The following is a 23,637-nucleotide window of genomic DNA, read 5'->3' as shown; positions in this document are numbered from 1 at the left end:
ACCATTCACTGAGGAGCTTGCACCGCGCCAACAGCAGGCACGTCAGCGCGCTGCAGTACCGCCAGCAAAGCCGGGCGCACCCAGCGCTGGAAGGCCAAACCACTGACCAGGCCCAGGCTCACCCAGAACGACAGAGACACCCAGGTCGTGGCCCAGATGAACTGCGTGCCGAGCTGTTCCAGCGCGGCATGGGCTTCGGGACCAAAACCGGCCAGGGCATCACCTTGAAGCTTGGGTGCACCCACCACAAACGGCAGCGCCAGCAAGGCTGCGGACACCAGCCAGCGCCAGGATGCGCGCGCAAAACCGGCTACGGCGCAGGCACCCGCTGCACTGCTCACTGCCAGCACCCACCAGACCTGGCGGGCCTGCAGCGGCGCGGCTTCCATGCCGGGTACTTCCGCATGCAAACCCAGCGAAGGCCAGAGGTGAAAGCTCAACCAGCCAGCTGCAGCCACCACACCGGCCAGGCGCAGTGAAGCCACCGCGCCACCGCGTTGTGCGTCACGTTTGTAAAGCCACACGCCCATCACCGCAAACACCAGCAGCGCCATGCTGAAGGCGTGCAGCATGTTGGCCACCCAGGTCCAGCCAATGCGCTCGGCGCCGTTCGTGGGTTCCCATTCCTTGGCAGCACCGTGCTCGTGCGTATGAGGGGCCGTACCTTCGGCATGCACGTGGGCAGCGGGAGCGGCGGCGGGCGCCGGAGCCTCCACCTTTTGCTCCTCGTACACCTCGGCCGCCAGAATCAGCGGGGCGGCTTGCCAGCGCTGCACGCCGGTTTGCACGCTACCCACCACCACGGCAGTGGCCAGCGCCGCCCAGATCAATCGTTGAAAAACCATAGCTGTCTCCCGGTGAAAGTGCTGCTCAATGGCAGGGTTTGACGGTGATGTGGCGCACATCGTGCGCGGCGTTGTGGGCCAGCGGGCTTTCGGCAAAGGCCACGCCGTACAGCACCACCAGGCCCAATGCGGCGGCGCCCAGCAGGGGACGCAGCACGGCCAGGCCGGGATTCAGGGTGTGAGAAGGGTTGTGGGTCAGCGTCGTCGGTTCAGTCATGGCGTTCTCCTTGAGGTAAGTGGGATGGTGGGTGGGGTGAAAAAAACAAACTTAGTGCATTTGGCCGCTCATGTCGAGCCCAGGCCGTTCAAACCAACAGGGGGCAATCGGGCAAGGATACCGCTGCGCAGGCGATCGGGCCGCGCGTTGCGGGCCAGGTTGCCGTCGGCACTTTGCACGTGCAGTTGCGCGCAGGCAATCACCTGGGCCGCGGTCTCGGCATCGGGGGCCAGGTCGCCAAAGTAGTAGCTGAATTTGCCCTGGGCTTGCAAGGTCACGGTGCAGGCGCGGGTGCAGCCGCTCATGCACGCCTGGCCGCGCACCTGAAGGCCCTTGTGCAGCCCGGTGTCGAGCTCACACACCAGCAGCGCTTCCTGAACCGCTTCGAACAAGGCCAGGCCATGGGCGGGCAGCTCACGCGAGGCGCCCGACGGGCGGCAGGTGGTGCAGACAATGATTTCGGTGTCGGACATGACGATCTTTTACGGTTGGTAACCCGGGGCCATGGCCAGGCGGTGCTCCGCGCCCCAGCGCATGGCCCAGGCGGCACAGCGGCCCAGGTTCTTTTTCGGATCGTCAAAATCGACAATCACCAGGTGCTGCGGGGTCAACGGCGCCTGCGGTTGCTCCAGCGTGCGGCCGTCGGTCAGCAGCCACAGCCAGCACTCCGTGGGGCCACTTTTGCGCAGCGTGCGTTGCAGCAAGCGGTCAGCCTGAAACAGCGCCTCGGCCAGCGGCGTGCCACCGCCACCGCCCAGCGGGCGCAGGCGCTGGCTGCCGGCGGCACGCGCGCGGCCAGGGGGCAGCAGCAGTTCCACACCCTGCCCGCCAAAGCGCAACAGCGCCACATCGTCGCCCTGCCGCGCGGCCTGCTCGATCATGAAGGCCGCATGGCCCTTGGCCAGCGCCAGACGGCCGCGCTGACGCATGGAGCCCGAGGTGTCGAGCACGATGCAATGCAAGCGCCCGGCGCGCAGCGCGACCGGCTGGTGGCGCAGGTGCGCGCGCTGCAACGGCGCAGGGCCTTTGGCCACGACGGTGGGCAGCCAGGCAATCGCACTGCTGCGCTGCCGTGCGTTGGGCGCGGCTGAACTTCCAGAGGGAGATTGGGGCGGAGGCCACCGCCAGCTGCCAGTCCCGTTGCGCGGGCGGCGGCTGGGGTGGCCTAGGCTTTTTTTGGCGGCCACCCGGCAATTTTTTGAACCTTGGTCGTTCCCTCGGGCTGGGCAGGCAAGGCGCCCCAATCGCCCTGGGGCGCGGACGCAGCAGCTTGCGGGTCTTGCAGGCGCTGCGGGTTGTGTTGCGGTTGCTGCTGCGGTGCGCTGTGGGTGCCGGGCGCTGGTGTCGCACTGCCTTCGGGTCGGCGGTGGGCCAGTGCCAGTTCAGCCACAGCGTCTACATCGGCCACAGACACTTCGCTGCGCCCTTCCAGCGCGGCAAGCGCGCGTGCGGCGCGCAGCATCACCAGATCGGCGCGCATGCCATCCACACCGGCGGCAATCGCGCAGGCAGCGGCATGGTGCAGCACCGCGTCCGACCAGATCAGGCGTGGCAAGGCAGCGCGGGCGGCCACCAATGCGGCGCTCAGCGCACCTTGTTCTTCGGCATGCTGCGCGCCCAAGGCCCCGGGGTTTTCATCAAAACCCAGGCGCGCGCGCAGGATGGCGGTGCGCTCTGCGGCATCCACCGGATTGGCCAGCACCAGCGAGAGGCCAAAGCGGTCCAGCAGCTGCGGGCGCAGCTCGCCCTCCTCCGGGTTCATGGTGCCCACCAGCACAAAGCGCGCGGCGTGCTGTTTTGAGATGCCATCGCGCTCCACCGTGTTCACGCCGCTGGCTGCCACGTCCAACAGCGCATCCACCAGCGCATCGGGCAACAGGTTGACCTCGTCCACATAGAGCACACCGTTGTGGGCCCGCGCCACCAGCCCAGGCGCCAGGCGCACCTGGCCGTCGCGCAGCACGTCTTCCACATTCAGCGTACCCACCAGTTGCTCCAAGCTGGCGGCCAGCGGCAAGGTGACAAAGGGTGCACCGGGCAGCAGCGCGGCCAGCGCACGGGCCGCAGTGGACTTGGCCGTGCCGCGTGGGCCGCTGATCAGCACACCGCCAATGCCGGGGTCTATGGCTACCAGCTGCAAAGCCAGCTGCAGCTGCGGCTGGCCGACCAGCGCGGTGAAGGGAAAGGCCGCGCGGGTGGCGGGCTCAACAGGAATGTTCAGTTCAGGAATGCTCATGGTCGTGGTCGTGGTCGTGCTCATGGCAAGGGTCCTTCTCCGTGTTCTTCAAGCCGGCGCTCCAGCACCAGCAAATGGTCTTCGATGCGTTCGCGGTGCTCGCCCGGCGCCTCCCACAGGCCGCGCTGCATGGCCTCCAGCAGGCGCTCGCCAATGCTGCGCAGTGCGCCGGGGTTGTGCTGCTGCAAAAACGCGCGGTTGGTGTCGTCGTGCAAATAAGCATCGGCCACCAGCGCGTACTGGTGGTCGCCCACCACGCCTGTGGTGGCGTCAAATGCAAACAGGTAGTCCACCGTGGCGGCCATCTCAAAAGCCCCCTTGTAGCCATGGCGGCGCACGCCCTCCAGCCACTTGGGGTTGACGGCGCGCGAACGCACCACGCGCGCCACCTCTTCGCCCAGCGTGCGGATACGCGGCGCACCAGGCACGCTGAAGTCGCCGTGATACAGCGATGCGGGCGCACCCGCCAGATGTTCGACTGCCACCGCCATGCCACCCTGGAACTGGTAGTAGTCGTCCGAATCGAGCACATCGTGCTCGCGGTTGTCCTGGTTGTGCAGCACGGCATCCAGACCGGCCAGGCGCTGCTCGAAACTGCCACGCGCTGGTGCGCCGTGCTCGCCCTGCCCGTAGGCAAAGGCGCCGGCGCGCAGATAGGCCTGAGCCAGATCGGCGCCGTCGTTCCAGCGGCCGCTGGCCATGACCTCTTGCAGACCAGCGCCATAACCGCCGGGGCGCGGGCCAAACACGCGCCAGGTGGCTTCGCGCTGGGCGTCCTCTGCACTCAAGCCCTTGGCCTGTGCCTCGGCCGCTTCGCGCTGCACCCGGGCGCGGATGGGATTCACGTCGTCGGGCTCGTCCTCTTCACTGATCGCGGCCACGGCGCGCACGGCGGTATCAAACAGGTCAATCACATTGGGGAAGGCATCGCGGAAGAAACCCGAAACGCGCAAAGTCACATCCACGCGCGGACGGTTCCTGATAGCCATGGGCAGCACTTCAATGTCCACCACCCGGCTGCTACCGTCGGCCCACTTGGGCCGCACGCCCAGCAACGCAAAGGCTTGTGCAATATCTTCGCCGCCCGTGCGCATGGTGCTGGTGCCCCAGACCGACAGGCCCAGGCAGCGCAACATCTCGCCATGGTCTTGCAGGTGGCGCTCAATCACGCGCTCAGCCGCCGCGGCGCCCATGGCGTAGGCGGTCTGTGTGGGCACGGCACGCGTGTCCACCGAATAGAAGTTGCGGCCTGTGGGCAGCACGTCAGGCCGGCCACGCGAGGGTGCACCGCTGGGACCGGCGGGCACAAACTTGCCAGACAGGCCGCGCAGGCACTGCGCAATCTCCTGCGGACCACAAGCGTCCAGACGGGGGCGCAACACAATGCGCATGCGCTGCAGCACCGGGGCGGCGTGCGGCCAGGCAGTGGCGTCCCATGGCGCATCGGCCACCACATGGCTAGCTACCAATTGCCGGGCCAGCAGTTCCAGCCGCTCGCGTGTATGGCCGGCGTGACGCCAGGCTTCGGTACTCATGTCTTGCAACACCGGAGGGAATGGGCCGCCCCAAGGTGCGGCCCATTCGGGGCTCAACACGCTGAAGCCGTCCACACCATCCAGCTCCAAATCCTGAGTCAATGCCACCAGCAGGCTGCGCTGGCCGGCGGCCGTACCACCTGGAAAACGCGCCAGCGCCACCAGCGTGTCGATTTGCTGGCGGCCCTGTGGTGATGTGCCCAGGATGTGCAGCCCATCGCGGATCTGTGACTCCTTGATCTCGCACAGGTAGGCGTCCAGCCGCAGCAGCAGCGCTTCACGGCCCGCGTCATCGGCGGGTTTGGCAAAGCCCAGGTCAGTGTGCAGGTTCTCAGTCAGCACACGCTCCAGAATGTCGCCGCGCAGGCGTTGGGCGCGGCGTGGGTCCAGTGACAGGGCCTCGTAGTACTCGTCCATCTGGCGCTCGAGTTTTTGCAGCGGGCCGTAGGTTTCGGCGCGGGTCAGGGCCGGCATCAGGTGGTCGATGATGACGGCCTGCGTGCGGCGCTTGGCCTGGCTGCCCTCGCCGGGGTCGTTGACGATGAAGGGATACAGGTGCGGCAAGGGGCCCAGGATGGCGTCGGGCCAGCAGGCCGCACCCAGCGCCACGCTTTTGCCCGGCAGCCATTCGAGGTTGCCGTGTTTGCCCACATGCACCACCGCGTCCACCGCAAACTGGCGACGCAGCCAGAAGTAAAACGCCAGGTAGTTGTGCGTGGGCACCAGGTCGGCGTCGTGGTAAGTCGCCACCAGGTCCAGGTCACGCCCGCGCGCGGGCTGGATACCCACAAACACGTTGCCCAGGCGCAGGCCGGAGACCATGAAGCGGCCGCTGCGCACCATGGGGTCCTGTTCGGGGGAGCCCCACAGCGCGTTCACTGCGTCGCGGCTGGCAAGGTCCAGTTGGTTGAAGTCCTGCAGGTAATCGGCCATGGCAAGACTCTGGCCTGCCGGCCGGATGCCGTTCGCGTCCAGGTTGTTGGTCACGCCTGCCACCAGCGCGGCGATCAGTGCGTCACCGCCTTCGGGCAAGGCACCTGTGACATAACCTGCGTCCTGCATGGCGCGCAGCAGGCCCACCGTGGAGGCCGGGGTGTCCAGGCCCACACCATTCGCCAGACGGGCATCGTCGTTGGGGTAGTTGGCCAGGATCAGTGCGATGCGTTTATCGGCATTCGGCCTGTCACGCAGCACACACCAGCGGCGCGCCAGCTCGGCCACAAAGGCCATGCGTTCGGGTTCGGGCTGGTAACGCACCACGTCCACCTGGGTGCGCTCGTCACGCCACGCCAGGCCCTTGAAGCTGATGGCGCGGGTGCCGATGCGGCCGTCCACCTCGGGCAGCACCACCTGCATCGCCAAGTCGCGCGGGGCCAGGCCATGCGGGTCTTCTTGCCACTGCTCTTGGGAACAGCCCGCGGTGATGAGCTGTAGTACCGGTGCATCACCAGCCAATGGGGCCATCTGCGCGCCGTCCACACTGTCCACATCGTCGCCATCGAGTGCGGTGATGGCAAAGCTGGTCGCGTTGAGCACCACGCCCACGCCGTGTTGCGCGGCCAGCGACTGCAACAGCTCCAGGCTAGCGGGGTTCTTGAGCGAATCCACGGCCACGGCCACAGTGTTCAGCCCTTGATCATGCAATGCGGCCAGCATCGCGTCAAACACCGCAGTGTTGCCGGCCTGCACATGGGCACGGTAGAACACCAGCAATGCCACCGGCGCGCCGTCTTGCCACGCTTGGGCACCCAGCGATTCGTAAATTATGGCCGGTGGCAACACCGTAGGCGGTGTGGGCCGAGTCCCCAGGCCAAACGCGGAATAGCCTATCAATTCAAAAAAGTTCCGGGCGTTGTCTCGGCCGCCTTCGCGCAGGCAGCGCCAGAGCTGGCGGCAGTCCTCATGCGGGGCGGTGCTGCGCAACAGCAGTTGCAAGTCTTCACTCGCGTCACCCGAGAAGAGCGCCAGCCACTGGCCGCGTTCGCGTGCGAGTTCGCGCACGCGCTCCACCACATAGGCCCAGTCGCTGGCAGCGCCCAGGTGGTCAATCACCACCACGCGCGCATGTTGCAGCACCTCGTCCACATACATGTCGGCCGAAGCGGGCTGGCGCAGCCACATCAGGTTCGCCAGGCGGACCGTGGGAAAGCCTTCGGGCAATGCACCCGCCGCATCGGCCAGCAGCGACAGCGTGGTGTCCGCCGCGCTGAGCACCACGATGTCGCCCGGCGTTTGCTCCACACGCACCACGCCCTGACCACCGTCTTCAACGTGGCCGCCAGGGCGGGTGGAGAGCAAATGCATGTTTTATTTCACAAGGTAAGGTTGAACAGCCCATCCTGGCGCAGGTCGATGGGGCGCTCTGCGCAGCGGCATAAAGGAGGAGCCCACAGGGCGGAGGACAGCCGCGGAGCGGAGTGCCCCGTCGGCCTGTGCCCGCCACAAAACTAAAGCTTCAGCGTGCATTTGGATTCAAGCCGCGACGGGTGCCGCCAGCGTCGCACTCAACTCAGCCTGCAACACAGCCGCATTGAGCTCGGAACCAATCAGCACCAGGCGCGACTGGCGCACTTCATCCGCACGCCAGGGGCGATCGAAGTAGCTGTCAAAGCGCGTACCGACGCCCTGCACCACCAGGCGCATGGCCACACCGGGCAAGGCCACAAAACCCTTGGCGCGGTAAATCTCGTGGCGGCCCACCACATCGCGCAGCGCGGCCAGCAATGCTTCGCGGCCGGTCACGTCCAGCGCCACCTGCACCGAGTCAAACGCATCATGGTCGTGGTCTTCTTCCTCGTCGTGATGCGTCTTGCGCTGGTCGATCTGGTCTTCCACTGCGCGCTCCAGGCCCAGCAACACGCCAATATCTATGCGGCCATGCTGCGCATGCACCAGCTTCACACCGGACAAAGTTTCGGCGCGGATGGCGGCTTCCACACCCACCAATTCTTCGGCCGTCAACCCATCCGTCTTGTGCACGATCACCAGGTCGGCCGTTGCCAGTTGGTCTTCAAACAGCTCGTGCAAGGGCGAGTCATGGTCCAGGTTGTCGTCGGCGCGGCGCTGGGCGTCCACGGCCACCGGGTCGTCGGCAAAGTCTCCCGCGGCAACCGCAGGCGCGTCCACCACGGTCACTACGGCATCCACGGTGAAGGTGTTGCGCAGCGCGGGCCACTGGAAGGCCTGCACCAGCGGCTTGGGCAGCGCCAGGCCCGAAGTTTCGATGATCAGATGGTCGATCTGGTCACGGCGCTTGGCCAACTGCTCCATCACGGGCGCGAACTCTTCCTGCACCGTGCAGCACAGGCAGCCGTTGGCCAGCTCATACAACTGGCCATTTTCTTCACCGTTCTCGTCGCAGCCTATGCCGCAGCCGCGCAGCAGTTCGCCGTCGATGCCGAGTTCGCCAAACTCATTGACGATGACCGCGATGCGGCGGCCCTGCGCGTTGGCCAACAGGTGGCGGAGCAGCGTGGTCTTGCCGCTGCCCAGAAAGCCGGTGACGATGGTGGCGGGGATTTTTCGGGTTTGCATAAGAGTCTCTCGGATAAAGAAAATTAACGGGGCGCGTCACGGGGAGGCAGGGCCTTGAGGCACTCCACCAACATTTGGGCGGCCTCGCCCAGGCGAGGGCCAGGGCGTGACAACAGGTCCATGCGTTCAGTATCCAGCAGGCACAGCTGCTGCTGGCGCACTGCCGGCAGTGCACTCCAGCCGGGGCGGTCTGACAAGTTGGCCAGCGTGGCGCGCGGGCCAATGATGAGATCGGGCGGGCGGCGCAGCAGCAGCTCGGGATTGATCCGGGGGAACAGGCCCAGATCGCCGCTCACCACATTGACCAGGCCCAGCCTGGCCACGGTCTCACCAATAAAGCTCTTCTCGCTGGCTGCAGACGATCCTGCGCCCACCTCCACATACACGGTGCGCCCGCGCAACGCGGCGGGCATGCGGCCCGCGGCGGCGTCCAGCTCACCCTCGATGCGGGCGATCAGCTCGGTGGCACGGGCCTGTTCACTCAAGGTGTCGCCCAGCTTCACCAGCATGCGTTTCAGGTCTCCATGGGTGCGGGCATCCAGCATCATCACCGGCACTCCCAGCGCCTGCAGGCGTTCCCCCGCGCGGCTGCGCGGACCCAGCAAAACCAGGTTCGGCCGCAGCGTGACAATGCGTTCGACCTGCGCGTCTTCCAGCCCACCCACCTTGGGCAGCGCCAGTACCGAAACGGGCCAGGTGGAGTGGCGATCGGTGCCCACCAGCTGCGCACAGCGGCCCAGCGCACACACGGCCTCGGTCAGCGAGGGCGCAAGTGTGACGATGCGCGACACCGGCTGCGTGCCCTGAGCCATCGCGAAGCTGGAGAGCAGCCCGAGAACTGCCAGCAGCGAGACCGTGGGCAGCAGGCGCAATGCCATACGTGCAGCAAAACTTGAGCGGAATTCCTCTTCACCAGCCGGGGCCGCGGAACCGGCTTTGCCGGGCCGCAGGCGCAGCGCCCCCTCGGGGGGCAGCGCATTACACGGAGCCGAAGGCGTAGTGAAAAGCGTGGGGGCCATATCTCTAGTCCTCAATGCCGCGTTGGGCGGGAACGCCGGCTTTAAAGTGATGCTTGACCAAAGTCATCTCCGTCACCGTATCCGCCAGGTCTACCAGCTCACCCGGTGCGTTGCGGCCCGTCAGCACCACGTGCACATGCGGTGGGCGTTCGCGCAGGCAGGTCAGGATGGTCTCCAGCGGAATCCAGCCGTAGCGCAGCGGGTACATGATTTCGTCCAGCACCACCATGAAGTGCTCGCCGGCGCGGATGGTGGCTTCTGCCTTGGCCCAGCCGTCGAGTGCCAACTGGGCCGAGTGGTCCAGGTCGCGGCTCTTCCAGCTAAAGCCATCGCCCAGGCCTTCGATGGGGATGCCCAGTTGCTCAAACAAGCGGTGCTCGCCAAAGCGGGCAGTGGGCACTTTCATGAACTGGTAGACCTTGACGGCCTTGCCGCGGCCATGCGCACGCAGGGCCAGGCCAAAGGCTGCCGTGCTCTTGCCTTTGCCGTGGCCGGTATTGATCATGATCAGGCCGCGGCGCTCGGCCGTGGGAACGACACGTTCGTAATCGACGGGCGGGGTTTCAATTTGCATGGGAGCTCTCTTTGCAGGATGGTTGACTTTGGGCAGCGCAATCCACTGCCCTTGCAAGGGATGAACGGCAAGGCGTCCGTCAAATACGTCTTCCAGTGCGCGGTGTGTGGCCAGATCGGCGCAGGCGCCTTGGTGGGTGATGCGGCCTTCAGCCATCACGACCATGGTGTCGGCTTGCAATGCCATGGTGATCTCATGCAGAACGCTGACCACGGTTTTTCCTTCGGCCACCAGCGCACGCACCACGTCCAGCCAGTCGGCCTGGTGCGGCGGGTCGAGGTTGGCGAGCGGCTCGTCCATCAGCAGCACCTGGGCCTGCACTGCCAGGGCACGCGCCAGCAGCACGCGCTGGCGCTCGCCGCCCGACAGTTGCCCCAAGGCGCGCTCGCGCCAGTCCCAGGCACGGGTGGCGCGCAGGGCCTGCTCCACCGCTGCACGGTCGGCGACGCTGGGCGGGGCCAGCCAGGCCTGGTGCGGCAAGCGGCCCAGCATGGCCACGTCCCACACCGTCAGGTCATCGGCCGAGGTTTCGTTCTGGCCCAGCCAGGCCAGCTGGCGGGCGCGTTCGCGGTGCGGCAGGCTTTGCAGCGGCTGGCCGAGCAAGCTGACTTCACCGCTGTGCGGCAGCACGCCGGCCAGCGCCCTGAGCAAGGTGGACTTGCCTGCGCCGTTGGGGCCGACGATGCTGGTCCATCGACCCGCCGCAATGTCCAGGCTGATGCCGTGCAGTACGTGTTGCTTTTGCAAGCCATTTCCGAGACTGGCCTTTATGGAGTCTGCGCGGACAGCTATTGATTTCATAGCATCACTCATACCGCACGCCCTCCACCCAGACTGCTGCTACGGTGCATCAGCCACAACAAATAGCCGCCGCCCAGCACCGCGGTGAGCATGCCCACGGGCAGCTCCTGCGGCGCGATCAGCCAGCGTGCCAGCGTGTCGGCCGCCATCAGAAGCACGCCGCCCATGAGGCTGGAGAGCAGCATCAGGTGCGCATGGGTAGTCTTCACCACCGAGCGCACCAGGTGCGGCGCGGCCAGGCCTACAAAAGCGATCAACCCGGTTTGCGCTACCGCCGTACCCGTGGCCAATGCCAGCACTGCCACCAGCGCCGCGCGCATAGGCGCCACCGGCAGGCCCAGGCTGACGGCGGTGGCGTCGCCCAGGCTCAGGCCGTCGAGCACGCGCGCCAGCAGCCACGATGCCAGCACGCATACACCCCACACGCAAGCCATGAGCACGCAGGAGGTCCAACCGACAAAGGCGGTCGAGCCCAGCATGAAGGCCTGCATGGCCTGCAACGATTCGGGCGAGAACAGCAGCACCAGGTGCGTCATGGCACCCAGCACAACGCCCACCACCACACCGGCCAGCAGCAGGCGCAGCGTGTGGCCCACACCGCGCGACAGCACCAGCGTGAGCATCACCGCAAACACGGCGCCCAGAAACGCCGCACCGGTCAACCCCAGACGCACCCACAAGCTGCTGGAGAACACACTGACGGCCATACCGCCGCTCATCATGCTGCCGCCCAACATGCCGGCGCCCCCACCCAAAGCGGCCAATGCCAGCGCCACGCCCAGCGAGGCACCCGAGGCGCTGCCCAGCAAATACGGGTCAGCCAGGGGGTTGCGAAACAGGCCCTGGGCTACGGCACCGGCCAGGCCCAGCAAGGCGCCGGCGGCCCAGGCGCCCAAGGTGCGCGGCAGGCGGATCTGCCAAATGATTTGCTGTGCCATGGCGGTTTGCTGCGGGTCCTGTGCGGGGTTGAGCAGCGGACGAATCAGGTTCTCCAGTCCGGCGCTGCCGACACAGATACCCAACGCCACCAAAGCCAATGCTCCCAGCACACCGGCCCAGACCAGCCAGAAAACGCGGGTTTGCATCATGGTTTGGCTCCCGGGGCGGGCGCATTTTTCAGCAGACATTGGGCCATCAGGCGCGCACCTTCAGCCATGCGCGGGCCGGGACGCACCAGCATGTCGGCCTCGTCGGGTGGGAAAATGCAGACCCGCTGCTCGCGCAGTGCGCGGATGCTTTGCCAGCCGGGCCGCACCGTCAAACCGCCGGCGCTGCGCTGGCCGATCATGATCAGGTCAGGGTTGGCGCGGACGATGTATTCGGGGTTGAGCTTGGGGAACGGCCCGAGCTTGGCAGGCACGATGTTTTTGGCACCCAGGCGTGTGAGCGTTTCGCCAATAAAGGACGACTCGCCCGCTGCATACGGCCCCTGGTTCACTTCGAAGTAGATCTTCACATTGCGCACGCTGGTCGGCAACGACTGGGCTGCAGCCGAGACACCGGCATCAATCGCGCGCCAGATGCGTGCGGCATCACGCACCTCCAGCAACTGGCCGAGCTTGAGCATCACGCGCTGCACGTCGGCATGGCTTCGCGGCTCCAGCGCCACCACCTTGATGCCCAACGCCTGCAGCCGCTCGCCCGCGCGCGACGAGGTGGCCATCAGCACCACATCGGGCTTGAGAGAGACGATCATCTCGATGTTGGGGTCCAGCCCGCCGCCAACTTGGGGCAGTTTTTGCACGCTGGCCGGGAAGTTGGAATAGCGGTCTACCCCCACCAGGCGCTGGCATTGGCCCAGCTCGCACACGGTTTCGGTCAACGACGGCAACAGGCTCACAATGCGCTGCGGCGCGGCGGGGAAGGTGACGGTGACCCCTCGGTCATCGGTGACCTGCAAGGCACGAGCGACACCCGCCAGACCAAAGGTAAAGGCAAACGCAAAAACGAGCATCACCGAGACGCGGGGTGGCAGAGCGTTTTGCGCAGGTAAAGGAGGAGCCCGCAACGCGGGCGGGGGACACGGAGCAAAACGCTCTGCCACCCCGCGTCTGTGCAACAGAAAGGGGCAAAGAAAGCGGCGGATGTCCATCTTCATCCCGCATCCTTCAAAGTCAGTGGCAAGCCTGCCGCCATCAGCGTCACGCGCTGGCACGCAGCGGCCACATCCTGGTTCAGTTTGCCCAAGGCATCCACAAAGGCGCGAACCTCGCGCCCCATGGGAATTACGCCCAACCCAATCTCGTTGCCCACCAGCACCACCGGGCCAGGGGCCTGGGTAATTGCTATCAAAAGAGAAGCGGCTGGCGCACTGTCCATGGGGGCTAGAGGCTTATTTTGTTCAAAATCCACGGGCATCAACCGGTTGGTGAGCCACAGCGTCAGACAGTCCACCACTACCAAGGTGTCGGGCTGGCTGTGTTTTTGAATCGCCTCCGCCAGTGCCAACGGCTCTTCCACCGTGGTCATGCCGGGCACGCGCTCGGCGCGATCCGCCTGGTGGCGGGCGATGCGCTGGCGCATCTCCTCGTCCCAAGGCTGTGCGGTGGCAATCAGCACGGCGCGGTGGCCCAGTCGCTGGTCCAGCCACTGGCGCGCCAGCAGTTCGGCACGACGTGACTTGCCACTTTTCTGGCCGCCCAGAATCAGTTCGCTTTTGGCAATCGTCATAGCGCTCATGATCGGAACGCTCCGGCTTGTTCAGCGTCCATCCACTGCAGGATGATCTGGTGCATCCTGGCCACGCCGTCGGTCAGCGCAGCGGGGCCGGGCTGCAGTATGTCGGGCGACTTGATTTCAAACAGCTGGTTGTGACGCACCGCATTCACCGCACCCCAACCCTCGCGTGCCACCACGTTCTCCGGCCGGAATTTCTTGCCGCACCAGGAGCCCAGTATGAGATCCGGGTTACGGCGGACGATCTCGGCCCCGTCGGCAATGATGCGGTTCTTGCCCAGCGATTCGGCGGCGAGCTCAGGAAAGCAATCGTCACCTCCCGCGATGCCGATGAGCTCCGACACCCAGCGGATCGCGCTGATGTGCGGGCTGTCCCATTCTTCAAAATACACCTTGGGGCGGCGCGCACCCTTGGCGACCCTGGCCGCGACGGCCGCCTGCATGGCACGCAAATCGGCCTGCATCTGTGCAATGCGCTGCGCACCCTGCTCTGCCTCGCCCACCATGGCGGCCAGCTGGAACAGCATGGAGAAAATTTCGGCCACGCTGCGCTGGTTGAAGATGGTGACCTGCACACCGCGCTTGACCAGGTCCGAAGCAATATCGGCCTGCAGGTCCGAAAAGCCCAGCACGCAGTCGGGCTGCAGTTCCATGATCTTCTCGATCTTCGCGCTCAGAAAGGCGCTGACGCGCGGCTTCTCGTCGCGCGCGCGTTTGGGCCGCACGGTGTAGCCCGAGATGCCCACAATGCGCTGCTGCTGGTCCAGCAGGTAGAGCCATTCGGTGGTTTCCTCGGTCAGGCAGACGATGCGCTGCGGGCCGGGCTGGTAATGCAGCAAGTCCGTCATGCAGTCACCTCTACAGATGTGGTGAATAGCGCTGCCACCGCTTCGGGGCAGGATGGAAACCAGGCATGAAAGTAACTGGCGCGCACCGCACCATGCTGCCACACGGCCTCGCCCGCGTCCGGCGCGGGCGCGGTGCCCGGCCGCGAGGTGCGTGCCGCGGCCTGTAATGGCGTGGCCGTGGTCGAGTAATGGAAAGTGTGGCCGCGCAAGGTGCCGCTTTCCAGGGCCAGCTGCTGCGGGCCCAGGCCGGCCAGCAGCTTTTGCATGGTCACTTCGCCAGGTAGCACACCCCATTGCACATGGCGTTTGCCATCCAGCGTGACCAGCGTCTCAAACAGGGCCATCATGCCGCCGCACTCGGCCCATACAGGTTTGCCTGCGGAAATGTGTGCGGCCAGGCTGGTGCGTAGCGCGGTGTTTGCCGCAATTGTCTCTGCGTGCAGTTCGGGGTAACCACCAGGAATCCACATCGCGTCGCAGACCGGTACAGCCGCGTCAGCCAATGGCGAAAAGAACACCAGCTCAGCACCCAGCGCGCGCAGGGTATCGAGGTTGGCGGCGTAGATAAAACAGAAAGCGGCGTCGCGCGCAACAGCGATGGTTTTGCCTTTCAACATGGGAGCAATGGGCGCAGAGGCTTCCGGCGCCGCGAAGTCCACCGCCCATCGCTGCAAGTCGTCCAGGGTCATCTGACCCAGCGGCGTGGTGGCCAGCGTATCGGCTGCGGCGTCCAGCCTTTCCATGGCATCTGCCACTTCGGTCGCGACGGTCAGCCCCAGGTGGCGCTTGGGCAGGCTCATGGCGGGATTGCGCAGCACCGCCCCCAACCATTGGTCCGGTGCCACACTGGCCTGCAGCATGCCCGCATGCCGCGCATTGGCCACGCGGTTGGCCAGCACGCCGGCCCAGGGCATGTCGGGGCGATAGTGCTGCAAGCCAAAGGCCAGCGCGCCGAAGGTTGCCACCATGCCCGATGCATCCACCACCGCCAGCACCGGCAAGCCAAAGCGTTGTGCCAGGTCGGCCGCGCTGGGTTCACCGTCAAACAGGCCCATCACGCCTTCCACAATGATAAGGTCGGCCTCCAGTGCCGCCGCATGCAGGCGCGCGCGGCAATCGTCCTCGCCCGTCATCCACAGATCCATCTGGTACACCGGCGTGCCGCTGGCCAGGGCGTGCCAGCACGGGTCCAGAAAGTCCGGCCCGCACTTGAAAACCCGAACCCGGCGGCCCTGCCGCGCATGCAGGCGCGCCAGCGCGCAGGTCACCGTCGTCTTGCCCTGGCCGGAAGCCGGGGCGGCGATGAGGATGGCAGGGCAACGGGCGGAAGTTTGCATGGCTGGTGTGGATGAGGCTTACTGGGGTGCCCAGGTCAGGCCGACGTACACGGAGCGCCGGCCATTGGCGTAAGTGCCGGCAGTCTGGTAGGCCTTGTCGGTCACATTGTCCAGCTTGGCGACCAGTTTCCAGTCGCGCGACAGCGCCGTCGTGGCGCTCAGGTTCACGAGCGAGTAGCCTGGCAGCACCACGTTGCTGGTGTCGCTGTCGAGTGCGTGCGAGGCCATCACCAGGTCCGTCGCCAGTTGCCAGCCGCCCACCGGCATCTCGGCGCCCAGCGTGCCGTATTGGCGGGAGCGGCGCTGCAGGGTTCGGTTGGTAACCAGGTTCTTGGGATTTTGCAGATCCAGCGAGCCGCGGATGTGAACATTGCCCAGCGTCTCGGCAGCCGTGAATGTCAGCCCTGTGTACTGGGCCTGCGCCGTGTTGGCATAGCAGCCACGATTGCTCAGCACCGTCGGCGGGCCGCCATTGATGCAGGGACCGTTGCCCGTGACGAAGCTCAGCAGGTTGGTCATGCGGTTGCGATAAGCGGTGACACCGTACTGGGCAGTCCCCTGGCTATATTTGAGCGCCATTTCCACGCTGCGGCCGGATTCGGGCTTCAAGGTCGAGGTGCCGTAAATGCTGAAACGCTGGTACAGCGTGGGGACCCGAAAGGAGGTGCCGGCGGATGCGGACACTTTCCACTGTGGCGTGAGCGCAAAGGCATAGGCGGCGGAGCCGGTGGTCTTTCCGCCGAATTCGCTGTCCGTGTCATGGCGGGCGTTGAACTGCACCGTGTGCGCGCCGCCGCTCCAGCCGTAGCCCAGGCTCACGCCATCCAGCGAACGGTTCCCGTTGAGGGTGCTCATGCCAGCCGGCACGGCCGAAGAGCCGACCAGGCGGAACACATCGCGACGGCTTTCCAGTGTAGCGCTCAGGAGATGCGCGCCAATGCGGTATTCGTTCTGGAACAACAACGTGCTGATGGTGCTCTTGTCGTAAGAAACCTGCGGGGTCGAGCCATTCAGGCCTTCTTCACCGGAGTCGGTACCCTGCGTGACCGCCAGCTTGGTGCTGTATTGGCCAGACCATTTGGCTTCCCACTGCAGGCCCAGGGTCTGCAGGTCGCTGATACGGCGAAAGTCGCGTGTGAGGCCGCCGTCGTACTGCGCATCCATATGGCTCTGCAACACATTGGCTTCAATGCGGTGGTCAGGATTGATTTGAAAACCCAGCTTGGCATTGGCACTCTGGCTTTTGTAGCCGTCGGCATCGGGGTTTTGAGCCGGGATGGTCCGGGCATTGAAGCCATCGCTTTGTCCCTGCGTCAAGCCCAGAGAATAGTCAAAGCCGCCCGCTGAACCGCTGGCGGCGAGCTCGACCCGGCTGGTATTGTAGGAACCGTAACCCACCGTCACGGAAGGCGAAAAAGGGCCTTGGCCGCGCTTGGTGAATATCTGGATCACGCCGGCCACGGCGTCGGAGCCATAGACTGCGCTGCTGGGGCCGCGCACGATCTCAATGCGATCAATCAGCGAGAGTGGAATGTTGTTCCAGGAGGCGGCTCCAGCCGTCGTCTGCGACTCCATCCTCACGCCGTCTACAAAAACCGGGGTGTGGCGGGTTTCACCGCCACGCACAAAAACGCTTGTATTGCTGCCGATACCGCCGTTACGGGTGATCTGTATGCCCGGCACGCGAACCAGAACATCAGCCAGCCCCACCGGGCCGGCGCGCTCTATGGTTTCACGGTCAATGACCGTGACATCAGCAATGACATCGCCGATGGGTTGGGCGCTGCGCGTAGCGGTTACCACCATTTCCTTGAGTTGTGGCGCCGCGCCGGCCTGGGCCGCCGGGGTAGTCTGGGACAAGGCGGGAAAGGCAGCGGCCACAGCCAGCGGAAGCACGGCAAGGCGTGTGTGGAAAACACAGGTTTTCATGGAATCAGACAATCAACAAAATACCCTCACTGGCTTCCCCGCCAGTGCATGAGCGTTACAAACGCTCATGCCAGTTCATGGACGTGCGCGTTCACCTTGTTGGCCGGTATCCGGGCTGACGGAACTGCCTCCATCGCCTTCCCAAGCGTGTGTTCAAAACGCTCAGTGGCTAGTGATGAAAGCTGAATGGGCTTCTGACTTGGCGTCAGGAGCCCATTCGTCCGTATTACCGTTGCGGGGGCAGCGCAGGTTAAAGGTCTCGGCGCCAGCGAATCAGGTTGACCTGATGCATGGCTTTGACCCCCTCCTGCTTCCCGTTGAACTGCAGCGTGCGAACCACACTGCGGGCACCAACAGGGCAGATTCTACGCGGGCCTTCCCCATGTCCGGCCGCAAACCCTACAATCGGAGCTGCCATGTCGAACCAAACCCAAATCGACCAGATCGTCGAACGCGTTGAGCGGCTCCTGCTGCGCTATGAGGAGCTGCAGCGTACCAACGAGCTCCTGGTGGAGCAGGTTGGCGTTCTGACGCACGAACGCGACTCCCTCAAATCGCGGCTCGGCGCGGCACGCGCCCGTGTGGATGCACTGCTGGAGCGCCTGCCCGAAACCAACGGGCATGCCGCCAAAAACACCGTGGGAACCGAGTCATGAAACAGCTCGAAGTGCAGATCATGGGCCAAAGCTATTTGCTGGGCTGCCCCGAAAATGGCGACGCCCGAATGCTGGACGCGGTCAACCGTGTTGACATGGCCATGTGCAGGATTCGCGATGCCGGGAAAATCAAGGCACGTGACCGCATTGCCGTTCTGGCGGCGCTCAATCTCGCCTTTGAGCTCCCCGAGCGCACGCCAAACGCTACGCCCACACCCGCCGCGACAACAGCGGAAACAACCGCCAGTGCTGGCGAAACAACGCATCCGCAACTCACAGCCTTGCTACAGCGGCTTGACACAGCCTTGGGCGTTGACGGCCGCCTGCTTTAAGCCCGCACCCCTGCGGTAAATCACTCCCCCACTTCGCGCGCGGGAGCCGCAAAGGCCTACAATGAACACGTCTGCGATGCGCATTGGGCTTTATATTTCCTTGAACCAATGCTCTTCGAGCACGGGCTTGGTAAATTGTCCGGCAGGTGTGATCGTCTCGCGTCAGACGAACCCGAAACCTGACTGCCCTCGCCCACCTGAACCCCGGTTCAGGATGACGGTCCAGTGGCACTCGCAGACACCTTTCTTTTCTTGTCCCGGATCCGAACGGAATCCAGGCCGCGAACAAAAACAATAGCCGGTTGCGGGCCCAGCCCGCCGTGCCACAGCAGATCTGATGTCTCTCGAACCCCAACTTATTGCCGAACTTCTCCTGTTGGGTCTGTGCACCGGTTTTCTCGCAGGCCTGCTGGGCATCGGCGGCGGCATGCTGATGGTGCCGTTCATCACCTTCATCCTCACGGCAAAGGGCTACCCGCAGGAATACACCGTGAAAATGGCGGTCGCCACCTCGCTGGCCACCATCTGCTTCACCTCGTTGTCATCAGTGCGTGCGCACCACCGGCGCGGGGCCGTGCTATGGCCCATCGTTCGGCTGCTGGCGCCCGGCATTTTGCTGGGGTCATTGATTGGTGCCCAACTGGCGGTGGCCTTGCCGGGAAAAATCCTCAGCATCCTGTTTGCCGTTTTTGTGGCGTTTTCAGCCACCCAGATGTTTCTGGGCCGTAAACCCAAACCCAGCCGCACTCTGCCCGGCCGCCTGGGCACCTTTGGCATGGGTGGTGTCATCGGCATGCTGTCTTCGCTGGTGGGCGCAGGCGGCGCCTTCGTTTCGGTGCCCTTCATGACCTGGTGCAACGTGAAAATCCATGACGCCGTGGGAACCTCGGCAGCGCTTGGTTTTCCGATTGCGCTGGCCGGCACCTTGGGCTACATCTGGGCTGGCCAGAACCTACCTCAAATGCCGCCCGGCTCCATCGGCTTTCTTTACCTGCCAGGACTGGTCATCATCTCGGTGGCCAGCATTTGTACGGCGCCGCTGGGCGCACGCACCGCGCACCGCATGGACATCCAGCCGCTGAAAAAAGTCTTCGCCGTCGTGCTGTATATCCTGGCAGCCTATTTCCTGCTGCGCTAACCCTTGTTGTGCTAACGGCGGGTGACAGCACGCCGGGGCTGTGCCGTTTTGGGCCGAAAACCAATTGTCTGCTCGATCAACGCCCCGCCATCCGTCATCAAAAAAGTCTTGAACGCCTGCGCTACCGGCGTCAGCCGCTTGTTGCGACGGTGCACGACATACCAATTCAGCATCAACGGAAAACCCTGCACGTCGAGCACGGTCAGGCTGCCCACCTGAAGTTCGCGGCTGATGGTATGCGCCGACAGAAAACTCACCCCCATGCCCGCGATCACGGCCTGTTTGATGGTTTCCGTGCTCTTGATCTCCATCGCGATGTTGAGGTCGGCCAGGTGCGTGCCGAAACCCTCCTCCATCGAATTCCAGGTATCAGAACCTTTTTCACGCACAACAAAGGGTTCGCTGGCCAGGCGCGATAGCGGAATGCGCTTTTTGGCGGCCAGCGGATGGTTGGGTGCTGCCACAACAACATAGGGGTGCGGGGCGAAAGGTTCGCTCACCGTGTCCATATCCAGTGGCGGGCGCACCATGACGGCCAGATCTGTCAGGTTGTCGGTCAGTTGGCTCAAGAGTTCTTCGCGATTGCAGACGCCGAAGTCCAGCGTCACGCCCGAGTGGCGCCGCGCAAACTCAACGAGCAGGCGCGGAAAGAAATAGTCGCCGGCGCTGATCACCGCAACGTTCAGCTTGCCGCCGGAGATGCCCTTGAACTGCGCCATGGCTTCCTCCACCTCCTTGAACTGCTGGATGATGATCCGGCTGGAATGAAGCATCTCAATGCCCGCCGGCGTGAGATGAATTTTTTTGCCGAGCTGCTCAAACAGCGGAAGGCCTGCGTGGTCTTCCAGTTTGTTGACCTGGATGGACACTGCTGGCTGCGTCAGGTGCAGCTCTTCGGCGGCTCGCGAAAAACTCAAGTTGCGGGCCACAGCCTCGAACACCTTGAGCTGGCGCAATGTCGCATTCTTCATCTCGGCCCCTTTAGTCCATAACTCACAAGTAATTCATGGTATCAAATGGATTAGCAATAGATAATCATTCATTGCTGGCCGGTCGACCTGGGGGCAAGCTTTCGCCTGTGGCTATTTCTGGTCCGCCCACCAGGACTCGCCGAACTGGCCTTGCAGCCAGCCGACAAAACCGTTGACCTTGGCCGGCACCAGTTGGGGTGAGGGATAGACAGCATGGATTTCCTGCGACGGCAGCACCCAGCCGCTCAGGAGAGGCACCAGGGTGCCGCTGCGCACTGACTCATGCGCCACATACCGGGGCAAGGCCGCCACGCCCATACCGCCACGCGCTGCCACCAGCAGCGCCGAGAGATTGTTCGAGCGCAGCGGCCCACTGACCGAGACCTGCCACGCTTGGCCTTCGGCTCCGTTGAAATGCCAGCGCGCATCGCCTTGCACCGTGCTGTAGATCAGCGCATCGTGCGTGACAAGATCCGCAGGATCGGCCGGCGCACCGCGCTTCCTGATGTATTCGGGCGAGGCCACGACCACCCACGGGTTGATACCCAGGTAACGCGCCCCCAACGTCGAGTCAGCGAGCGGTCCCATCCGGATCGCCACGTCAATGCCCTGCTCAACCAGGTTGACATAACGGTCTTCAAAGTTCAACTCGATTTGCAATTTGGGGTGCATCTGCATGAACCGCATGACCAGCGGCACCAGCACACGCCGTCCAAAAGCTACGGAGGTAGTGATTCGCAGGCCGCCCTGGACCTGCGACTGCAATAGCGCCGCCACCGTCTCGGCCTCTTCGACATGATGTGCAATCAGCTTGCACTTGGCGTAATACAGCGCGCCTATCTCAGTGGGCGTCACGCCGCGGGTCGAGCGGTGGAGCAGCCGCGAACCCAACTGCTTTTCCAGTTGCACCACCAGTTTGGTGGCCGACGGCTGGCCCATACCCATGTCGGCCGCCGCCTTGCTGAAAGAGCCGAGGTCCACCACGCGAATGAAAAGCCGGATGGCTTGAATGCGGTCCATGGCCACAAGTAGACCACGGCGACATCGGCCAGGCAATCATTTATTCCAGTTTGGAATAAGCGTAATGCACAGGATGGGGCTTCCCCGCAACCACCAACGCCGCGACCATCCGTCTCAACGATCAGCAACCTCTAGGAGACTTCGATGGCAAAAATGAAGGCCGCCATGGCCGCCGTTCTGGTGATGGAAAAAGAAGGCATCACACAAGCTTTTGGTGTGCCCGGCGCGGCCATCAACCCGTTTTACTCCGCACTGCGTGAGCGCCAGTCGATCACGCATATCCTGGCCCGGCACGTCGAGGCCGCGTCGCACATGGCCGAAGGCTACACGCGCGCCAAGGCCGGAAACATCGGTGTGTGCATTGGCACCAGCGGCCCGGCCGGCACCGACATGATCACCGGGCTGTACTCGGCGATTGCCGACAGCATCCCCATTTTGTGCATCACCGGCCAGGCGCCGCGTGCGCGTCTGTACAAGGAAGATTTTCAGGCGGTCGACATCGAGTCCATTTCCAAACCGGTCACCAAGTGGAGCGTGACCGTGCGCGAACCGGCTTTGGTGCCGCGCTCCTTCCAGCAAGCCTTTCACCTGATGCGCTCGGGACGACCCGGCCCGGTGCTGATCGACCTGCCTTTTGATGTGCAGATGGCCGAAATTGAATTCGACATTGACACCTATGAGCCGCTACCGGTCTACAAGCCGGCTGCCAGCCGCAAACAAATCGAAAAAGCACTCGACATGCTTGCTGCTTCCAGCAAGCCTTTGATCGTCGCCGGCGGCGGCATCATCAACGCCGATGCTTCAGATCTGCTGGTCGAGTTTGCCGAGCTCACCGGTGTGCCGGTCATCCCCACCCTGATGGGCTGGGGCACCATTCCCGACGATCATCCCCTGATGGCCGGCATGTGTGGGCTGCAAACCAGCCACCGCTACGGCAACGCCACCATGCTGGCCAGCGACTTCGTCATCGGCATCGGCAACCGCTGGGCCAATCGCCATACCGGTTCGCCCGAGGTGTATTGCAAAGGCCGCACCTTTGTGCACGTAGACATCGAGCCGACACAAATCGGCCGGGTGTTCAATCCCGACTTTGGCATTGTCAGCGACGCCAAGGCCGCGCTGGAACTTCTGGTGCAAGTCGCCCGCGAACGCAAGGCTGCCAAGAGCCTGCCCGACTATGACAGCTGGGCCGCCCGTTGTGCCGAGCGAAAAAAGCTCATGCACCGCAAGTCTCACTTTACCGAGACACCCATCAAACCGATGCGTGTGTACGAGGAAATGAACAAGGTGTTCCCCCGCGACACCATTTACGTGACAACCATTGGCCTGAGCCAGATTGCCGGGGCGCAGTTCCTCAATGTGTACGGACCACGCCAGTGGATCAACTGCGGCCAGGCGGGTCCGCTGGGCTGGACCATCCCCGCGGCCCTCGGTGTGGTGGCCGCCGATCCGACACGTACCGTTGTCGGGCTGTCCGGCGACTACGACTTCCAGTTTTTGATGGAGGAGCTGGCCGTGGGCGCGCAGTTCAATCTGCCCTATGTGCAGGTGCTGGTCAACAACAGCTATCTGGGCCTGATCCGCCAGGCCCAGCGAGGTTTTGAGATGGACTACTGCGTCCAGCTGGCTTTTGAAAACCAGAACGTACCGGAAGGCGAAGGCGATCTGCGCAGTTACGGTGTGGACCACCAGGCTGTAGTGCAAGGCCTGGGCTGCAAGTCATTGCGCGTGACCGACCCTGAAAAGATCAATGACGCCATGGTCGAAGCACAGGTGATGGCACGCAAATACCGGGTGCCGGTGGTTGTGGAAGTCATCCTCGAAAAGGTCACCAACATCGCCATGGGCACGGAGATCGACAAGGTCAACGAGTTTGAAGACATCGACTGTCGCCACCCCAAGGGCCGAGAAGGCCTGGAACTGGCTGGCTTGCTCGAATAAGCCCCCCAGCAACGCCCAACGCCCCACC

General features: G+C 64.2%; 21 protein-coding genes, 1 pseudogene and 1 riboswitch. Of the genes and pseudogenes, 4 read left to right on the top strand and 18 right to left on the bottom strand.

Annotated elements, in window-relative coordinates:
- Window positions 1–5: 5 nt before the first annotated feature.
- The 16 genes and pseudogenes from AC1DU8_RS08215 to AC1DU8_RS08140 form a co-directional block, all read right to left on the bottom strand.
- Window positions 6–845 (bottom strand): CbtA family protein, encoded by an 840-nt coding sequence (locus AC1DU8_RS08215; RefSeq protein ID WP_477665814.1) that lies wholly within the window; start codon window positions 843–845, stop codon window positions 6–8.
- 25 nt (window positions 846–870) lie between these two features.
- Window positions 871–1,062, bottom strand: a complete 192-nt coding sequence (locus tag AC1DU8_RS08210; protein ID WP_457280507.1) for a CbtB domain-containing protein — start codon at window positions 1,060–1,062, stop codon at window positions 871–873.
- 68 nt (window positions 1,063–1,130) lie between these two features.
- Window positions 1,131–1,535 carry a DUF1636 family protein gene (locus AC1DU8_RS08205; RefSeq protein ID WP_457280506.1) on the bottom strand — a complete coding sequence of 135 codons (405 nt, stop codon included), beginning with the start codon at window positions 1,533–1,535 and terminating at the stop codon, window positions 1,131–1,133.
- A 9-nt stretch (window positions 1,536–1,544) separates the two neighbouring features.
- Window positions 1,545–2,096, bottom strand: a complete 552-nt coding sequence (locus AC1DU8_RS08200; RefSeq protein WP_477726614.1) for a vWA domain-containing protein — start codon at window positions 2,094–2,096, stop codon at window positions 1,545–1,547.
- Window positions 2,097–2,227: 131 nt separating this feature from the next.
- Window positions 2,228–3,322: a magnesium chelatase ATPase subunit I gene (locus AC1DU8_RS08195; protein ID WP_477726613.1), complete on the bottom strand. Its 1,095-nt coding sequence runs from the start codon at window positions 3,320–3,322 to the stop codon at window positions 2,228–2,230.
- Window positions 3,319–7,137, bottom strand: a complete 3,819-nt coding sequence (gene cobN / locus AC1DU8_RS08190; protein WP_477726612.1) for a cobaltochelatase subunit CobN — start codon at window positions 7,135–7,137, stop codon at window positions 3,319–3,321. Before cobN ends, AC1DU8_RS08195 begins: the two co-directional genes overlap by 4 nt.
- Before the next feature lie 168 nt (window positions 7,138–7,305).
- A complete protein-coding gene (cobW, locus tag AC1DU8_RS08185) occupies window positions 7,306–8,367 on the bottom strand; it encodes a cobalamin biosynthesis protein CobW (protein WP_477726611.1) in 1,062 nt (353 codons plus the stop codon).
- A 23-nt stretch (window positions 8,368–8,390) separates the two neighbouring features.
- Window positions 8,391–9,386, bottom strand: a complete 996-nt coding sequence (locus tag AC1DU8_RS08180) for an ABC transporter substrate-binding protein (RefSeq protein WP_477726610.1) — start codon at window positions 9,384–9,386, stop codon at window positions 8,391–8,393.
- 4 nt (window positions 9,387–9,390) lie between these two features.
- Window positions 9,391–9,960, bottom strand: coding sequence for a cob(I)yrinic acid a,c-diamide adenosyltransferase (gene cobO, locus AC1DU8_RS08175; RefSeq protein WP_477727041.1), 570 nt, complete (start codon window positions 9,958–9,960; stop codon window positions 9,391–9,393).
- A gap of 27 nt (window positions 9,961–9,987) precedes the next feature.
- Window positions 9,988–10,761, bottom strand: a pseudogene (locus AC1DU8_RS08170) (ABC transporter ATP-binding protein); the annotation flags it as partial.
- Between the two features lie 8 nt (window positions 10,762–10,769).
- Window positions 10,770–11,849, bottom strand: coding sequence for a FecCD family ABC transporter permease (locus AC1DU8_RS08165; RefSeq protein ID WP_477726609.1), 1,080 nt, complete (start codon window positions 11,847–11,849; stop codon window positions 10,770–10,772).
- Window positions 11,846–12,715 (bottom strand): ABC transporter substrate-binding protein, encoded by an 870-nt coding sequence (locus AC1DU8_RS08160; RefSeq protein ID WP_477665811.1) that lies wholly within the window; start codon window positions 12,713–12,715, stop codon window positions 11,846–11,848. The genes AC1DU8_RS08165 and AC1DU8_RS08160 overlap by 4 nt, the downstream gene beginning before the upstream one ends.
- Before the next feature lie 140 nt (window positions 12,716–12,855).
- Window positions 12,856–13,440 (bottom strand): bifunctional adenosylcobinamide kinase/adenosylcobinamide-phosphate guanylyltransferase, encoded by a 585-nt coding sequence (cobU, locus tag AC1DU8_RS08155; RefSeq protein ID WP_477665810.1) that lies wholly within the window; start codon window positions 13,438–13,440, stop codon window positions 12,856–12,858.
- Complete coding sequence (locus AC1DU8_RS08150) at window positions 13,437–14,285, bottom strand: ABC transporter substrate-binding protein (protein ID WP_457280498.1); 849 nt, start codon at window positions 14,283–14,285, stop codon at window positions 13,437–13,439. Before AC1DU8_RS08150 ends, cobU begins: the two co-directional genes overlap by 4 nt.
- Window positions 14,282–15,622 (bottom strand): cobyrinate a,c-diamide synthase, encoded by a 1,341-nt coding sequence (locus AC1DU8_RS08145; protein WP_477726608.1) that lies wholly within the window; start codon window positions 15,620–15,622, stop codon window positions 14,282–14,284. Before AC1DU8_RS08145 ends, AC1DU8_RS08150 begins: the two co-directional genes overlap by 4 nt.
- Window positions 15,623–15,640: 18 nt before the next feature.
- Window positions 15,641–17,551 carry a TonB-dependent receptor domain-containing protein gene (locus AC1DU8_RS08140; protein WP_477726607.1) on the bottom strand — a complete coding sequence of 637 codons (1,911 nt, stop codon included), beginning with the start codon at window positions 17,549–17,551 and terminating at the stop codon, window positions 15,641–15,643.
- Between the two features lie 84 nt (window positions 17,552–17,635).
- A riboswitch (cobalamin riboswitch) is annotated at window positions 17,636–17,921 on the bottom strand.
- A gap of 46 nt (window positions 17,922–17,967) precedes the next feature.
- Here AC1DU8_RS08140 and AC1DU8_RS08135 point away from each other — a divergent pair.
- From AC1DU8_RS08135 to AC1DU8_RS08125, 3 genes are all read left to right on the top strand, one after another.
- Entirely contained in the window at window positions 17,968–18,207 is a 240-nt protein-coding gene (locus AC1DU8_RS08135) for a DUF904 domain-containing protein (protein ID WP_457280495.1), read from the top strand.
- On the top strand, window positions 18,204–18,539 hold the full coding sequence (locus tag AC1DU8_RS08130) for a cell division protein ZapA (RefSeq protein WP_457280494.1): 336 nt from the start codon (window positions 18,204–18,206) through the stop codon (window positions 18,537–18,539). Before AC1DU8_RS08135 ends, AC1DU8_RS08130 begins: the two co-directional genes overlap by 4 nt.
- A gap of 337 nt (window positions 18,540–18,876) precedes the next feature.
- Complete coding sequence (locus tag AC1DU8_RS08125) at window positions 18,877–19,677, top strand: sulfite exporter TauE/SafE family protein (protein ID WP_457280493.1); 801 nt, start codon at window positions 18,877–18,879, stop codon at window positions 19,675–19,677.
- A gap of 11 nt (window positions 19,678–19,688) precedes the next feature.
- On the opposite strand, the gene AC1DU8_RS08120 is transcribed toward AC1DU8_RS08125, so the two are convergent.
- Together AC1DU8_RS08120 and AC1DU8_RS08115 are read right to left on the bottom strand one after the other, a co-directional pair.
- Entirely contained in the window at window positions 19,689–20,648 is a 960-nt protein-coding gene (locus AC1DU8_RS08120; protein WP_457280492.1) for a LysR family transcriptional regulator, read from the bottom strand.
- Window positions 20,649–20,759: 111 nt separating this feature from the next.
- Window positions 20,760–21,668 carry a LysR family transcriptional regulator gene (locus tag AC1DU8_RS08115; RefSeq protein ID WP_477665807.1) on the bottom strand — a complete coding sequence of 303 codons (909 nt, stop codon included), beginning with the start codon at window positions 21,666–21,668 and terminating at the stop codon, window positions 20,760–20,762.
- Window positions 21,669–21,812: 144 nt separating this feature from the next.
- Here AC1DU8_RS08115 and gcl point away from each other — a divergent pair, with 144 nt between their 5' ends.
- Window positions 21,813–23,609 carry a glyoxylate carboligase gene (gcl, locus tag AC1DU8_RS08110; RefSeq protein ID WP_457280490.1) on the top strand — a complete coding sequence of 599 codons (1,797 nt, stop codon included), beginning with the start codon at window positions 21,813–21,815 and terminating at the stop codon, window positions 23,607–23,609.
- The last annotated feature ends 28 nt before the right edge of the window (window positions 23,610–23,637 follow it).

It is taken from the genome of Polaromonas sp. P3_A5, from assembly GCF_056403055.1.
This window is presented reverse-complemented; position numbering and strand designations above follow the sequence as displayed.